Raw genomic sequence first — 13,510 nt, 5'->3', positions numbered from 1 at the left:
TATGTACTGTTTTGGAGACAGTACCCCGCGCACGAGATTATTGAAGACAAAGGTATTCCCCATGAAGGTCGGTCTTTTTATTCCATGTTACGTGGATATGTTTCACCCCGAGACAGGGATTGCGACGCTCGAACTGCTGGAGCGTTTTGGGATGTCCGTTGAATATCCCGTTGACCAGACATGCTGTGGTCAGCCCATGACCAATACGGGCTGCGAGCGTGAGGCGGCGAAGACGGAAGAACTGTTCGTCCGGAATTTTGAAAAATACGATTATATCGTCACACCTTCCGGAAGCTGTACCAACCAGGTTCGCAACAACATGACGGCCATCGATCAGACCGACGCTGTCAAACATGTTCGCAGCCGGACCTATGAGCTGGTCGAGTTTCTGCACGATGTCTTGAAAGTCGATGCTTTCCCTTGGGCCGAGTTTCCGCATCGTGTTGCACTTCACAACAACTGCAACACGCTGCGGAACCTGCGGATCGCTAGTATGACCGAGCGCCGGGAAGAGCCGTTTTCCAAGCCGAAAGCGCTGCTGAAGATGGTCAAGGGTATCGAGTTCACCGACCTCACGCGGCCTGACGAATGTTGCGGGTTCGGCGGCACGTTCTCCGTTTTCGAGGAAGGCGTTTCGGCCAAGATGGGTCAGGACAAGGTCACGGATCAGCTTAAATCCGGCGCGGAATATGTCACGTCGTCTGACAGCTCCTGCATGATGCATCAGGAAGGCTGTGCCCGGCGGATGGGCGCCAACCTCAAATATATCCACATCGCCCAGATCCTGAATGGAGCACGCGCATGACCGCCGAACTGCATGAAGAGCTGACGGACCCCCATGCCGAGCAGCTTGATCACGGTGGCGCCTCGTCCCAGCCCCTTAAATCCCGGATTTCGGAACCCCAGCCCCGCGGTGCCAAGATCCGTGGCAACCGGCCGGTTGATCAGTCCGAAGCCGCGAACCGCTTCATGGCCGCGACCGAGCATGAGGCCATGCATGATGCGCGTCTGTGGGATCTGCGCCAGAAACGTGACAAGGAAATGCATGGGATCGAGGAATGGGAAGAGTTGAGGGACCTCGCCTCGGGCATCAAGGAGCACACGCTTTCCAAGCTCGATTATTATCTTGAGCTGTTTGAGAAAAATGCGACGGCCAACGGGATCAAGGTCCACTGGGCAAAGGATGGCGCGGAGCATAACGCGATCGTTCTGGAGATCCTGCGGAGCAAGGGCGTCGAGCTGTTGATCAAGAGCAAGTCCATGCTGACGGAGGAGTGTGGCTTCCGGGAGTTCATGGCCCACAATAATGTCGAGGTCATCGAAACCGATCTTGGCGAACGCATCCAGCAGCTTGATGACGAAGCGCCGAGCCATGTGGTGGTTCCGGCCGTGCACAAGCTGCGCACCGATGTCGCCAGTGTTTTTGCCAAAACGATCGGCTCCGACCCTGACAATGCCGATGCGCGTTACCTGACGGAATGTCAGCGCGAGGCTACGCGCCCGCTGATTCTCTCGGCGCAGGCCGGGATGACGGGCGGTAATTTCGTGGTTGCGGAAACGGGAACATTCGTTGTCTGCACCAATGAGGGCAATGCGGATCTGTCCGCCAATACGCCGCCGCTGCATATCGCGTCCATCGGGATCGAGAAGCTCATTCCCGGCCTGAATGAACTGCCGGTCTTTATCCGGCTGCTGTCGCGGAGCGCGCTGGGGTCCCCGATCACGCAGTATACGTCGCATTTCCGCGGCCCGCGTGAGGGTGGCGAAATGCATGTCGTGCTCGTGGATAACGGGCGTTCCGAGCGTCTGGGAATGGAGAAGTTCTGGCCGGGGCTGAAATGTATCCGCTGTGGCGCCTGCATGAACACCTGCCCGGTGTTCCGGCGCAGCGGTGGTCTGAGCTATGGCGCGACCTATGCCGGGCCGATCGGGCTGATTATCGATCCGACCTTCAACGTCCATAAATATCGCAACCTGCCATACTCTTCGACGATGAATGGCAGTTGCACCAATGTTTGTCCGGTGAAGATCAATATTCACGAACAGATCGCCGACTGGCGCAAGACGCTGGCGGGCGAGGGGGAAATCTCCCCGGTCAAGAAAGTCATGATGAAGGCCGCCGGCGAAGTTCTGGCATCGCCTATGGTCTATCGGGCAAGTCTGCCGCTTGGTCGCAGCGCGTTGCGGCATCTGCCGCATTTCATGCTGTACAACAAGCTCAACACATGGGGCCGCAAGCGCGATGTCCCTGAGACACCCAAACAGACGTTCAATGAGTGGTATCGCAAGAACCGCAAGTCGCAGGTTGAGGGAGAAAAATCATGAGTGGCTCACGCGAGGCCATTCTGGGGGCAATCCGCAAAAACCATGTTCAGGGTGAGCGCCCGCGCCCCGTGGTGCCCTTGTTCGATCAGGCGGTCCCGGCCGATCTAAGAGCGCTATTCCAGAAGTCCCTGGAGCGAATGGGTGGGAAAATGCTGACCCCTGATGCGGCTGATCCGATGGCGCCGGTGCGGCAGGCGTTCGTCAAGCCGGGTCCGGTCGTGTCCTGCGTTTCAGAATTTCAGGGTGACATGCAGATCACGCCCCAGACGAAGCCGACGGATATCGCGCCAGTGGAATATGCCATTCTGCGCGCGGCGTTCGGCGTGGCGGAGACGGGATCGCTCTGTTTCACTGAAAAGCAGCTTCTCGTGAACACGACGGGTTTTCTGCCGCAGCATCTGGTGATCCTGCTGGATCCGGCGCAGATCGTCTACAATCTGCATAATGCCTATCAACGTCCGGAATGGACGCAGGCGCATTATGTCGTGTTTCAGAGCGGCCCGTCAGCGACGGCGGATATCGAAGGCGTACTGGTCCATGGTGCACAGGGTGTGCGCTCCCTGAGCGTGCTGTTTCATCCCGCGTCCTGAAGCAGAAGCATCAGTCGGCCGATAACGATGGGATGCAGGCCGGTTGTGGGTTTGTCCAGAACATAGAGGATATATCTGCCGCGCTTCTGCTGAAAAGCGACGGATGGCGGTAGTCCTTCGATGGACGCCACGATCGGGGCCGGTATTGGGTCGAACAGGCGTCTGGCATAGGGGGAGACGGAGTACAGGGAGGCCTTTCAGAAGCCTCTGCTGAGACGGGCCTCCTGAAAGGCGGCGTTGATGATCTGTGTCTCCCGCATCGCCAGTTCACGGATTTTCTCCCCCATCGCGCCGACCTTGTCCGGATGATACTGTCTGATCAGGTCCCGATAGGCGCGTTTGATATCTTCTGGAGAGGCGAATTCGCTGACACCGAGAACTTCGAACCAGGTCCGTTCCGCAGATGGTTCGTCAATGGGGTCTTCAGGGGTTTCCTGCCGCGCGTCTTCGTTTTGTGTCTCCGTCTTCCCAAAGAAGCGCTGCATGACAAATCCCAGCAGAACGAGCGCTCCCAGCGCCAGGACGATGAATTTCGCGAATGCAAACAGGAGGCCGAGCACGAAGCCGAGATGTGTCAGGAGCCAGTAGACGACGAATGCCGCCCCGATCAGCGCGAGAACCTGCATGGAAGGCCTTTCAACGGTCTTGTCGTCTCATCATATCATGATGTGATCCGTCTCCGGGAGCTTTCCCTGTCTTGCCGATCAGAGCCACCCGTTGGAGCGGGCGATGCGTCCTGCTTCGATCCGGTTTCGGGCATCCAGTTTCTGGACGATTTCCGAAAAATAGTTGCGGACCGTGCCGGAGGATAGGGACAGTGCCTCGGCGATCTCGCGGTTGGTGCGTCCGGCCTCGGCGAGGCGGAGCATGGCGCGTTCGCGTTCGGAGAGCGGGTCGGGCAGTGCGTCCCAGACGGCCTCGGCCAGATCGGGCGCGATGGCGCGTCCACCTGCCGCGACCTTGCGGATGGCGGCCGCAAGCTGTGTGATGGGCGCGTCCTTGAGCATGTAGCCCCGGACGCCAGCCTGAAGCGCGCGGCGTAGATAGCCGGAGCGGCCAAAGGTCGTCACGATCATGACGCGGCTGGGGAGACCTTCCTCAAGGATTTTTTCCGCCAGTTCGATACCCGTGACATGCGGCATTTCGATATCGGTCAGAACGACATCGGGGCGGTGTTCGCGAATCATCGCCAGCGCTTCGCGACCATCGGTGGCGCGACCGACGATTTTGATGTCGTCTTCAAGTTGCAGGAGCGCCTCAAAGGCATCGAGGAGCATGGTCTGGTCTTCGGCAAGGATGAGGCGGATCATGGCAGTGTCGTCGCAGTCAGTTTGAAACTCTGGGAGCGGTGAGAAATTGTGAGTGTGCCGCCAGACGCGGCGAGCCTCGCGCGCATGCCGCGCAGACCATTACCTTCAACGAGCGCGCTTCCCGGCCTGGGCGTTTGGATCGGGCCGTCGTCTTCAAGGCTGAACGTATGGATCTGGCCTTTTGCATCGTATCCGAAGGTCAAGGTGCAGGTCCGGGCTTCGGAATGACGGATGACATTCGTAACGGCTTCCCGTAGCGCAAGGGCCAGAACGCTGTTCGGTGGCTGTTCAGCGGACGGTTTAGGGTCGTTCAGTATAAGGGTAATGCCAGCGGTGTGGAGAGCTCTACGGGCACGGTCCAGTTCCCGTAGGAGGGACGCGCCGTTCATGCCGGATACGGCTTCGCGCACCTCGCGCAGGGATGTGCGGGCGATCTGACTGATTTCGTTGATTTCCTGCCGGGCGCGGGGGGGATCAGCCATAAACAGCCGTTCTGAGAGTTCGGCTTTGACGGAAATGACAGTCAGGGAATGGCCCAGAAGATCGTGCAGGTCGCGGGCGATGCGTTCGCGCTCTGCTGTGGTGGCGAGGGTACGGATCTCGTTCTGGGCTTCGCGAAGTTCGAAATTGCGGATGCCGAGCTGCCACTGCACCAGCGTGCCCATATAGGTGATGATGCTGAAAAAGGCGCCGGGGATGACTTCCAGTGTGGTCTTGTGCCGGAAATGGCCGGAAATAATCAGGACGACCTGTAGCAGGATGACCATCGTGATGGACTGCCGCTTTCCAGGTAATCGGGCGCACATTCCGGCTGCGAAAATGCAGTAGACTTGCCAGTCGCCACGCGTCCAGGCACAGGCATAGCCGATCAGATCGGTGAGGATGATTTCGCCGTAGCCGTAATAGCGGTCTTTGCGGTAGGGCGCGAAATAGACAAGCAGGAACAGCAGCATTGCCGCCGCTGAGAACATGACGCCTGAAAGTGTGGGGCGGTGATAGCCCAGCAGCCATGGAACCGGATAGAAGAGCAGGTAGCTCAGATAGGCCACCAGATAGTGATTGAAGTGCGGCCAAGGCGTACGACGGTCGGCGAGATGGCGGGAAAGGGAGTCTGTGGCCATCAGGAGAGCGTGGCTGGTGAGGGCTCTACGCCGGGCGAAAGGCTCGAACGGTGCAGTCGCAGCATGCTTCCCACCCAGATCGCCAGAGCAGTTCCGAAGCCTGCGACCTCGAGATGGCCAGGTTCAGGCAGAAGCAGGGAAAGGCCCGAAATCACGATGATGGCAGCGCCCATCCCGATATGGATCGGCTCTTTCATGGCGCGGCCCAGCGGAATGTAAGACAGCCCGATGATGGCGCCGAGCATGGGATAGAAAAGATCCACTCGGTGATGGGCCTGCGTCCAGGAGACGGCAGCGAAAATCCCTGCGAAGCGTAGGATTTTGATCCGCCGCGTCAGTTTGGGGTCGAGAGAAATTTCAGGACGTCGCAGAACGAGGTCACGCCGTATGAAACCAAGGAGCAGTAGGAGTGTCGGGATCGCGATGAGTGCGACGGTCAAAGAGATGGGAAGTCTGCCCGCATGTGCGCCCCTTGCCGCCCAGACGATGGCGAATGCCAGTCCTCCGCAGTCGGTCAGAAGGCCACGCCAGTTTTTCCGTTCCGTCGTCATCCGTACTGCATCTCCGCCTCATCTCCCCCGTATCTCCGTGGGGGAGCAACCCGCTGTAAGGATGCCCGTTTCGGGACAGAAAAAACAGGGCGCAGTGTCAGGTGTCTTGGATGACAGCCGTCATGGCGCGCGCGTGAGGCGCTCAGACCGGACGGAGGAGGATGTGCTTCTTTTTCCCAGACGAGACTTTCAGGGTACCGTCCCGCAGATCGTCGAGTGTGAAGGTCTGGTTTTCGTCCGAGATCACCACATCGTTGACGCGCCCGCCGCCGCCCCGGATCAGACGGCGCGCTTCTCCACCGCTCGCGGCCAGTCCGGCTTCCTGAAAGACCCGGAAAGCAGGCAGCCCTTCCGCGATCAGGGTAGCGGGCAGGTCGATTTCCGGTAGCGCGGCCTGTGCAGAGCCCTGCTCGAAAACGCGTCGGGCTGTTTCAGCGGCGTCTTCGGCGGCGGCGCGACCGTGGCAGATGGCAGTGGCCTCGGTGGCGAGGATCTTCTTGGCGTCGTTGATGTCCGCGCCTTCGAGCGCGCCGAGACGTTCGCACTCCTCGATCGGAAGATCCGTGAAAAGCTTGAGGAAACGGCCGACATCGGCGTCTTCGGTGTTGCGCCAGAACTGCCAGTATTCAAAAACTGGCAGACGCTCTGCCCGGACCCATGTCGCGCCGTTGGCGGACTTGCCCATTTTTGCGCCCGAGGACGTGGTGACGAGCGGTGTGGTCAGACCGAAGATCTGTTTTCCGTCTGTGCGACGGGCGAGGTCGATGCCGGAGACGATGTTGCCCCATTGGTCCGAGCCGCCCATTTGGAGGACGGCACCGTGGCGGCGGTTCAGTTCGCGGAAATCGTAGGACTGGAGGATGGAATAGTTGAATTCCAGGAATGTCAGTCCCTGTTCCCGCTCCAGACGCTGCTTCACGCTGTCGAAGGAGAGCATGCGGCTGATGGAGAAATGTGCGCCAACGTCCTGAAGCAGGTTGATGTAGGAGAGCTTGTCCAGCCAGTCAGCGTTGTTGGCGAGGATGGCGCCGCTGGACGGGTCTTCGTCGCTGAAGGTGATGAACTGGCGCAGGGATTTCTCGATTCCGGCGATGTTGTGCGCGATGGTTTCGTTTGTAATCAGAGACCGGGCCTCGTCGCGGAAGGACGGATCGCCGATCTTGGCCGTACCGCCACCCATCAGGGCGATCGGGCGATGGCCGTGCTTCTGGAGCAGGCGCAGTGCCATGATGGAGAGCGCGTTGCCGACATGAAGGGAGTCCGCTGTCGGGTCGAAGCCTACATAAGCGGTGATCGGTCCGGCCAGCATGGCCTCGTCGAGGGCGTCGAGGTCGGTGCACTGGAAGATCAGGTCACGGGCCTGGGCTTCAAGGAGGAACGGACTCTTTGGCATGGATCGGTCTTGCTACGCTGCTGCTGAAAAGAAGGGATGCGGACCCTAGCATGACCGATGGGCGGGCGGAAACTCCGGCCCGAAAGCAGAAAGGCTCTCCATTGAGGAGAGCCTTTCTGAAAAAACATCTGATGGAAGAAGATTTTTCAGATCAGTCGGCGGCCAGAGCCAGGGCTTTGCGGCCACGCATCGTATTGACGTGGTCTTCAAGTGCTTCAGCGACCCGGTCTGCCTGTTTGGCGAAAATGTGGTCGGCGTCTTCGAAGATGCGATAGTCAACGGTCACATTCTTCTGGGTGTTCAGCTTGTCCACCAGCTTGCGGATTCCTGGCTCCGGGGCCAGTTCGTCCTTGCCGCCAGCGATCATCAGGCCGCCGCAGGGGCAGGGTGCGAGGAAGCCGAAATCGTAGTCGTTGGCCGGCGGGGCCACGCTGATCCAGCCGCTGATCTCGGGACGGCGCATAAGAAGCTGCATGCCGACGAAGGCACCGAAGGAATAGCCCGAGATCCACAGTTCGGTGGAGTTCGGATTGACCATCTGCATCCAGTCGAGGGCTGCAGCTGCATCGGAAATCTCGCCGATACCGCCATCGTAACGGCCTTGGGAGCGGCCTACGCCACGTGAATTGTAACGCATGACCGAGAAGCCCATCTTCTCGAAGCTACGATACATCGTGTAGGTGATACGGTTGTTCATGGTGCCGCCGTGGAGCGGATGGGGATGCAGCACCAGGGCAAGCGGAGCGTTGGGTTCGCTGGAGTGGTGGTAACGACCCTCAAGCCGGCCGTCTGGGCCGGCGAACATCACTTCAGGCATAATACTCTCGCACTGTGTCAGGCAGAATTGGAACTCTGCCGTCCGGTGGTGCTGTGTATATCGATTCGCAAAACCTGATTTCCACCAAAATCGACATGGCGTTGCGATTTCCGCCAGTTTGTCCAATCTGGAAAACATGATGACTGCACTCAAGACCGTCTCCGGGACGACCTATTTGGATGCCAATGCCACCGAGCCTCTACGTCCCGGCGCGAAGGAGGCGGCGCTGGAGGGGATGCTGCTGTCCGGGAACCCGTCTTCGGTGCATGCCGAGGGGCGGGAAGCTCGCCGGTTTCTGGAGGATGCCCGCAGCCGGGTTGCCTCGGGTTTCGGGCGGATTTCCGGCACCTGTGTGTTTACATCGGGGGCGACGGAAGCCGATGCGATGGCGGTTCATGCGTTTGGACAGGAGCGCCGGATTTTCGTTGGGACTACGGAACATGATGCTATTCTCAGGGCTGCACCAGAGGCTGAAATCCTGCCCGTAAACAGGGACGGGATTCTGGACGTGGAACACTTGCGCTCGCGGTTGCGGGACACCGGTCCGGCGCTGGTCTGCGTGATGTCCGCCAATAACGAGACGGGGGTGCTTTCGCCGCTGGAGGAGGTGTTGGTGGTCTGTCGCGACTCGGGAGCACATCTGCATGTCGATGCCGTGCAGAGTGCGGGGCGGATGCCGTTTGCGCTGGGCGGGTGTAGTGTTGCGGTGTCCGGGCACAAGATGGGTGGCCCAAAAGGGGCGGGCGCGCTCCTGCTGGCGGAAGACGAGCCTATGGATGCGCTGGTGGCTGGTGGCGGTCAGGAGCGGGGGCGCCGGGGCGGGACGCAGGCGCTTCCAGCTATTCTGGGAATGGCGGCAGCATTCGATGCTGCCCGTGCTCAGGACTGGGCTCCGGTGCAGCGTCTTCGGGGGCGTGTCGAAGCGGCTGCGAAAAGCGTTGGCGCGCGGATTGCGGGTGAGGCTGTGGCGCGGTTGCCGAACACGAGCTGTTTGATTCTGGACGGGGTAGCGGCTCAGGTCCAGCTTATGGCGCTGGATCTGTCTGGATTCTGCGTTTCGGCGGGCTCGGCCTGTTCGTCAGGAAAAGTGTCGTCCTCGCATGTCCTGCGGGCGATGGGGGAGACGGACGGCGCGTCGCAGGCCATTCGCGTGTCGCTGCCCTGGAATGTGCAGGAAGCCCAGGTCGAGGCGTTCTGTGAGGCCTATGAGGCCATGGCACGACGTTTGCGGAAGTGAGACGGGCAAAGAGGCAGTAGGTATGATCTATCTCGATTATCTTTCGACAACGCCGTGTGATCCGGCGGTTGTGAAGGCCATGTTGCCGTGGTTCGGGGAAGATTTTGGCAATCCGCACAGTGTGCATGGGCCGGGGCGGAAGGCGGCGCAGGCCGTGGAGCGGGCGCGGGAAAGCGTGGCGAAGCTTTTGGGCGTGGAGGCGCGGGAGATTGTGTTCACGTCCGGGGCGACGGAGGCGAACAACCTCGCCATCAAGGGGGCGGCGCGGCATCTGGCGCGACTGGGGGACCCGAGACGGCGGATCGTCACGGTCGCTACCGAGCATAAGTGCGTTCTGGAATCGGTGCGTGCGCTGATGGGCGAAGGCTTTGAGGCGGTCGTGCTGGGCGTGGATGGTGAGGGGCGGGTTGATCCTGAGGCCCTGCGGGAGGCGCTGAAGGTGCCGACGCTGCTGGTCAGTATCATGGCCGCGAACAACGAGACGGGCGTGTTGCAGGATATTCCCCGGCTTGCGGCAATCGTGAAGGAGGCGGGTGCGCTGATGCATGTCGATCTGGCGCAGATGGCCGGGAAAATGCCGATGTCCTTGCACAATGTGGATCTAGCATCTGTTTCCGCACACAAGATGTATGGGCCAAAAGGGATTGGTGCGCTGTATGTCCGGCGGCGTCCGCGTGTGCGTCTGGAGCCTCTGTTGTCCGGCGGCGGCCAGGAGCGGGGATTCCGATCAGGAACAGTTCCGACGCCTCTCGTGGTTGGGTTCGGAGTCGCTGCGGAACTGGCTGCGGCCACTCTGGCGGATGAGGTCGCGCGTCAGGTGTTTTTGCGGGACGATCTGTGGGCGCAGCTTCGGGACGGCCTCCCGGGAACTGTTCTGAACGGCGCTGGAGCGCCGCGTCTGGCGGGCGCGCTGAATGTGTGTCTACCGGAAGGATTGGCAGCGCTGGATATGCTGGAAGCCTGTCCGGACATCGCCGCCTCGACCGGATCCGCCTGTACGGCAGCGGAAATTGCGCCGTCCTATGTTCTGACCGCAATAGGACTTTCTGCACAGGATGCATCGCGATGCTTGCGCCTGTCGGTCGGACGCTTTACCTCCAAGGCCGATATTGACCGTGCGGCCTCTTTTCTGATCGCAGCCGCCCGGGCGTGCCACCACAACTGAAACCGGAAAAAACGGACGACCTATGCCCAAGATGACTTTTATCGAGCGTGACGGAACCCGTCGTGACGTGGACGCGCCTGTCGGCCTGTCGGTGCTGGAAATTGCGCATAAGCACGACCTCGATCTTGAGGGTGCCTGCGAAGGCTCGCTGGCCTGCGCGACCTGCCATGTGGTTGTCGATCCGGAATGGGCTGCGAAACTGAGCGCGCCGACGGATGACGAGGAAGACATGCTCGACCTGGCGTTCGGTCTGGAAAAGACCTCCCGTCTGGGCTGCCAGATTGTTATGACGGATGCGCTGGATGGCCTGACCGTCCGCCTTCCGAAGGCGGGCTGAGCACCATGCGGATCCTCGTTGCCATGTCGGGAGGCGTGGACAGTTCCGTAGTGGCCGCGCTGCTCAAACGGCAGGGCCACGAGGTGATTGGTGCGACTCTTCAGCTCTACGACCACGGACAGGCGGCCAAGCCAGGCGCGTGCTGTGCGGGGCGTGACATCATGGATGCGCGCGCCGTGGCGGACCGTCTGGGCTTTCCGCACTACGTCATTGATGCGGAAAGCCGCTTCCGTGACAGTGTGGTCGAGAGCTTCGCGGACGCCTATGCGCGTGGCGAAACGCCTGTTCCCTGCGTGGCCTGCAATCAGGGCGTGAAGTTCACGGACCTTTTGGGCATGGCGCGGGATCTGGGCTGCGAGGCCATGGCGACCGGGCATTACGTCCGCCGTGTCGAAGGGCCGGACGGGGCGGAAATGCACCGCCCTGTCGATGCCGAGCGGGACCAGACCTGGTTTCTGTTCGCCACGACCAAAGATCAGCTCGATTATCTGCGCTTTCCGTTGGGCGAGATGCCGGACAAGGCGCATGTCCGTGCGCTCGCCGAAGAGCTCGGGCTGTCGATTGCGGCCAAGCCGGACAGTCAGGATATCTGTTTCGTCCCCACCGGCTCCTATGCGGAACTGGTCGAGAAGCTGCGTCCGGAAGTACGGGGCGAGGGCGAGATTGTAGACGAGGACGGCAGGGTTCTAGGTCGTCACGAAGGCGTGGCGCGTTATACGGTCGGGCAGAGCAAGCGTCTGGGCGATATCCACACCGCAACCGGCGAGCGCCAGATGGTGACGCGCATTGATGTGCCGAAGCGTCGCATCGTGGTCGGGCCGCGCGTGCAGGCTTCGGAAGCTGATAGCCGCCGTACGGTGCGTCTGCGCGACATGAACTGGCTGATTGATGCCCCTGCCGAGGGTGTGCGCTGTGGCGTACAGATCCGCGCGCGGGAGAAGCTGCGCGAGGCTGTCGTAAAGCCATTGGAGAATGGTGGCGCACTGGTTGAGCTGAACGAGGCCGCGATGCCCGCGCCCGGTCAGGCCTGTGTGCTGTATGATGGAAGCCGCGTGCTGGGTGGCGGTTTTATTACTGCGGGAGAGGCCTGATGGCGGGTGTGCTGCTTTTGGGGTCGCGCCGGTATTCGTCCTGGTCCCTGAGGGGCTGGCTGGCAGTGCGGCTGGCCGGGCTGGACGTGACGGAAGAGGTCATTGCGCTCAAGGGTGCTGGCCGGACGACCGAGATTCATGCGCGTTCGCCCAACCGGATGGTGCCGTATCTTCAGCATGACGGTGCGGATGTCTGGGAAAGTCTGGCGGTCTGCGAGTATTGCGCGGAAATTGCGCCGTCCCTGTGGCCCGAAGACCGGGTCGTGCGGGCACATGCCCGTAGCATCAGCGCGCAGATGCATGCCGGTTTCCGTCCGATCCGCCAGAACTGCTCCATGGATGTCGAGCGCACTCCCGCGCCTCTGCCGGAGATCAGTGAGGAGCTCGCGGCCGATGTGGCGCTGCTGAGCCGTACACTCAAAGGCGCGCTTCTGCGTTCGGGGCAGCCGACGCCCTTCCTGTTCGGAGAGCGGATGACGGTTGCGGACTGCATGTATGCGCCGATCGCCATCCGCATTCACACGTTCGAACTGGATGTCGATCCTGTCGTAAAGGTATGGGTCCGGATGATGCTCGATCATCCGTTGATGCGGGAATGGTACGATCTTGCAATAGCAGAGCCGCCGGAGTGGCGTCTGATTTACTGACGCTCAGTGATGGACGAAGCCCATGCCGGTTTGGAGTGCAGTCCGCAGGACTTCGCTCCAGATACTGCCATTGCCGCCCATTCCGCCGCCCTGATGGCTTCGGACGCTGTAACCCGGGTCGTCGTCGTTGGTTGTGGTCGCCATGTCAGCCGGCCCTCTGGAGGCGCAGGCTGCGAGTAGGACGAAGAGCGCGACGGCGCCTGTGTGTTTCACGATGCCCGGTTCCTTTGGATGCGTCGTAAAAGTCATGCGTCGGGACCGTATGACTGTCATGTCAGGAACGGTAAGAAAGCGTAATTGCAGATACACAGGTCTACCGTCACGTGGCAGGAAAGAGGGGGGTGGTCATCCTTCTTCAGAAACTGCGGCCGTTGCTCAACGCTCTATGTCCCGAAATAGGGATGGGATGCACGGAATGAATGCAAAGACGCGGGCTCATGCACCTGGGCCGTGACACAGCTTGTTGCCGTGACGTTTTGTGTATTCACCCAGTACGACACCAAGACCAAGAAACAGCTCGTCACGGCCGTCAAATCCATGGCGGTCAAGCTTGGCAACACACCTGCGGCCTGCAAGCGCAGCTACATCAATCCCTGTGTGCTGGAGGGCAACCTGCGCGAGGCTTCAAAAGGCGTGCGCAGGATGTTCTGGATCATGAAGGTTACGGTCTGGCGGCGGAGGACTCAGCGATTGTGGGCTTTCTGGTCAGTCGTCTGTCGGATCTCAATGTCGAGGGGACTGCTGCCACGGCTGTCTGTGATCAGGGGCGGAAGGGCTGGTGGCGCTGATAGTATGGGGCAGGAGAGCTTTCGCAGGAAACTTCGCCCTGTTGTAAGGAGTTAGGAGAAGGGCGGTAATGTGTCGCCAGCCTGCGATATCGTGAGGCGCGACCGGGACGGCCGAGCGCAAAACTGGGAGAGGCCTGC

17 protein-coding genes are annotated in these 13,510 nt (G+C 60.6%); 9 read left to right on the top strand and 8 right to left on the bottom strand.

Annotation, left to right across the window (positions count from 1 at the left end; translation table 11 throughout):
* The first annotated feature begins 61 nt into the window (after nt 1–61).
* From GKA01_RS10730 to GKA01_RS10720, 3 genes are read left to right on the top strand one after another with little or no spacing between them, the layout of a single operon-like run.
* Complete coding sequence (locus tag GKA01_RS10730; RefSeq protein WP_146862719.1) at nt 62–805, top strand: (Fe-S)-binding protein; 744 nt, start codon at nt 62–64, stop codon at nt 803–805.
* On the top strand, nt 802–2,325 hold the full coding sequence (locus tag GKA01_RS10725; RefSeq protein ID WP_146862716.1) for a lactate utilization protein B: 1,524 nt from the start codon (nt 802–804) through the stop codon (nt 2,323–2,325). The genes GKA01_RS10730 and GKA01_RS10725 overlap by 4 nt, the downstream gene beginning before the upstream one ends.
* Nucleotides 2,322–2,915 (top strand): LutC/YkgG family protein, encoded by a 594-nt coding sequence (locus tag GKA01_RS10720; RefSeq protein ID WP_146862713.1) that lies wholly within the window; start codon nt 2,322–2,324, stop codon nt 2,913–2,915. The genes GKA01_RS10725 and GKA01_RS10720 overlap by 4 nt, the downstream gene beginning before the upstream one ends.
* On the opposite strand, the gene GKA01_RS13645 is transcribed toward GKA01_RS10720, so the two are convergent.
* The 7 genes from GKA01_RS13645 to GKA01_RS10690 form a co-directional block, all read right to left on the bottom strand.
* Complete coding sequence (locus GKA01_RS13645; protein ID WP_167506359.1) at nt 2,900–3,046, bottom strand: hypothetical protein; 147 nt, start codon at nt 3,044–3,046, stop codon at nt 2,900–2,902. The two genes, GKA01_RS10720 and GKA01_RS13645, sit on opposite strands and share 16 nt — an antisense overlap.
* A gap of 66 nt (nt 3,047–3,112) precedes the next feature.
* Complete coding sequence (locus GKA01_RS13990; RefSeq protein ID WP_146862711.1) at nt 3,113–3,541, bottom strand: J domain-containing protein; 429 nt, start codon at nt 3,539–3,541, stop codon at nt 3,113–3,115.
* A gap of 78 nt (nt 3,542–3,619) precedes the next feature.
* Nucleotides 3,620–4,225 carry a response regulator transcription factor gene (locus GKA01_RS10710; protein WP_146862708.1) on the bottom strand — a complete coding sequence of 202 codons (606 nt, stop codon included), beginning with the start codon at nt 4,223–4,225 and terminating at the stop codon, nt 3,620–3,622.
* Nucleotides 4,222–5,346 (bottom strand): sensor histidine kinase, encoded by a 1,125-nt coding sequence (locus GKA01_RS10705; RefSeq protein WP_146862705.1) that lies wholly within the window; start codon nt 5,344–5,346, stop codon nt 4,222–4,224. The genes GKA01_RS10710 and GKA01_RS10705 overlap by 4 nt, the downstream gene beginning before the upstream one ends.
* Nucleotides 5,346–5,897 (bottom strand): hypothetical protein, encoded by a 552-nt coding sequence (locus GKA01_RS10700; RefSeq protein ID WP_146862702.1) that lies wholly within the window; start codon nt 5,895–5,897, stop codon nt 5,346–5,348. The genes GKA01_RS10705 and GKA01_RS10700 overlap by 1 nt, the downstream gene beginning before the upstream one ends.
* A 142-nt stretch (nt 5,898–6,039) precedes the next feature.
* Nucleotides 6,040–7,290, bottom strand: a complete 1,251-nt coding sequence (gene tyrS, locus GKA01_RS10695; protein ID WP_146862699.1) for a tyrosine--tRNA ligase — start codon at nt 7,288–7,290, stop codon at nt 6,040–6,042.
* 151 nt (nt 7,291–7,441) lie between these two features.
* On the bottom strand, nt 7,442–8,107 hold the full coding sequence (locus GKA01_RS10690) for an alpha/beta hydrolase (protein ID WP_062511341.1): 666 nt from the start codon (nt 8,105–8,107) through the stop codon (nt 7,442–7,444).
* Between the two features lie 136 nt (nt 8,108–8,243).
* Between GKA01_RS10690 and GKA01_RS10685 the strand changes: the two genes are divergently transcribed.
* From GKA01_RS10685 to GKA01_RS10665, 5 genes are read left to right on the top strand one after another with little or no spacing between them, the layout of a single operon-like run.
* Entirely contained in the window at nt 8,244–9,344 is a 1,101-nt protein-coding gene (locus GKA01_RS10685; RefSeq protein WP_228120017.1) for a cysteine desulfurase family protein, read from the top strand.
* A gap of 22 nt (nt 9,345–9,366) precedes the next feature.
* Nucleotides 9,367–10,509 (top strand): cysteine desulfurase family protein, encoded by a 1,143-nt coding sequence (locus GKA01_RS10680; RefSeq protein WP_146862696.1) that lies wholly within the window; start codon nt 9,367–9,369, stop codon nt 10,507–10,509.
* Between the two features lie 22 nt (nt 10,510–10,531).
* Nucleotides 10,532–10,846, top strand: a complete 315-nt coding sequence (locus GKA01_RS10675) for a ferredoxin family 2Fe-2S iron-sulfur cluster binding protein (RefSeq protein WP_146862694.1) — start codon at nt 10,532–10,534, stop codon at nt 10,844–10,846.
* Between the two features lie 5 nt (nt 10,847–10,851).
* The gene (mnmA, locus tag GKA01_RS10670; RefSeq protein ID WP_146862690.1) at nt 10,852–11,937 is read left to right on the top strand and encodes a tRNA 2-thiouridine(34) synthase MnmA; all 1,086 of its coding nucleotides are present in this window, start codon (nt 10,852–10,854) and stop codon (nt 11,935–11,937) included.
* The gene (locus tag GKA01_RS10665) at nt 11,937–12,584 is read left to right on the top strand and encodes a glutathione S-transferase family protein (RefSeq protein ID WP_146862687.1); all 648 of its coding nucleotides are present in this window, start codon (nt 11,937–11,939) and stop codon (nt 12,582–12,584) included. The genes mnmA and GKA01_RS10665 overlap by 1 nt, the downstream gene beginning before the upstream one ends.
* Before the next feature lie 3 nt (nt 12,585–12,587).
* On the opposite strand, the gene GKA01_RS10660 is transcribed toward GKA01_RS10665, so the two are convergent.
* Nucleotides 12,588–12,797, bottom strand: coding sequence for a hypothetical protein (locus GKA01_RS10660; protein WP_146862684.1), 210 nt, complete (start codon nt 12,795–12,797; stop codon nt 12,588–12,590).
* A gap of 237 nt (nt 12,798–13,034) precedes the next feature.
* On the opposite strand from GKA01_RS10660, the gene GKA01_RS10655 reads away from it, so the two are divergent.
* On the top strand, nt 13,035–13,427 hold the full coding sequence (locus GKA01_RS10655) for a hypothetical protein (RefSeq protein WP_146862681.1): 393 nt from the start codon (nt 13,035–13,037) through the stop codon (nt 13,425–13,427).
* The last annotated feature ends 83 nt before the right edge of the window (nt 13,428–13,510 follow it).

This window comes from Gluconobacter kanchanaburiensis NBRC 103587, from assembly GCF_007988905.1.
In the GTDB taxonomy this organism is placed as follows: Bacteria; Pseudomonadota; Alphaproteobacteria; order Acetobacterales; family Acetobacteraceae; genus Gluconobacter; species Gluconobacter kanchanaburiensis.
This window is presented reverse-complemented; position numbering and strand designations above follow the sequence as displayed.

Coding starts and splice junctions, on each gene's coding strand:
- GKA01_RS10730 (WP_146862719.1), top strand. CDS start 62: ATGAAGGTCGGTCTTTTTATTCCATGTTACGTGGATATGTTTCACCCC.
- GKA01_RS10725 (WP_146862716.1), top strand. CDS start 802: ATGACCGCCGAACTGCATGAAGAGCTGACGGACCCCCATGCCGAGCAG.
- GKA01_RS10720 (WP_146862713.1), top strand. CDS start 2,322: ATGAGTGGCTCACGCGAGGCCATTCTGGGGGCAATCCGCAAAAACCAT.
- GKA01_RS13990 (WP_146862711.1), bottom strand. CDS start 3,541: ATGCAGGTTCTCGCGCTGATCGGGGCGGCATTCGTCGTCTACTGGCTC.
- GKA01_RS10710 (WP_146862708.1), bottom strand. CDS start 4,225: ATGATCCGCCTCATCCTTGCCGAAGACCAGACCATGCTCCTCGATGCC.
- GKA01_RS10705 (WP_146862705.1), bottom strand. CDS start 5,346: ATGGCCACAGACTCCCTTTCCCGCCATCTCGCCGACCGTCGTACGCCT.
- GKA01_RS10700 (WP_146862702.1), bottom strand. CDS start 5,897: ATGACGACGGAACGGAAAAACTGGCGTGGCCTTCTGACCGACTGCGGA.
- tyrS (WP_146862699.1), bottom strand. CDS start 7,290: ATGCCAAAGAGTCCGTTCCTCCTTGAAGCCCAGGCCCGTGACCTGATC.
- GKA01_RS10690 (WP_062511341.1), bottom strand. CDS start 8,107: ATGCCTGAAGTGATGTTCGCCGGCCCAGACGGCCGGCTTGAGGGTCGT.
- GKA01_RS10685 (WP_228120017.1), top strand. CDS start 8,244: ATGATGACTGCACTCAAGACCGTCTCCGGGACGACCTATTTGGATGCC.
- GKA01_RS10680 (WP_146862696.1), top strand. CDS start 9,367: ATGATCTATCTCGATTATCTTTCGACAACGCCGTGTGATCCGGCGGTT.
- GKA01_RS10675 (WP_146862694.1), top strand. CDS start 10,532: ATGCCCAAGATGACTTTTATCGAGCGTGACGGAACCCGTCGTGACGTG.
- mnmA (WP_146862690.1), top strand. CDS start 10,852: ATGCGGATCCTCGTTGCCATGTCGGGAGGCGTGGACAGTTCCGTAGTG.
- GKA01_RS10665 (WP_146862687.1), top strand. CDS start 11,937: ATGGCGGGTGTGCTGCTTTTGGGGTCGCGCCGGTATTCGTCCTGGTCC.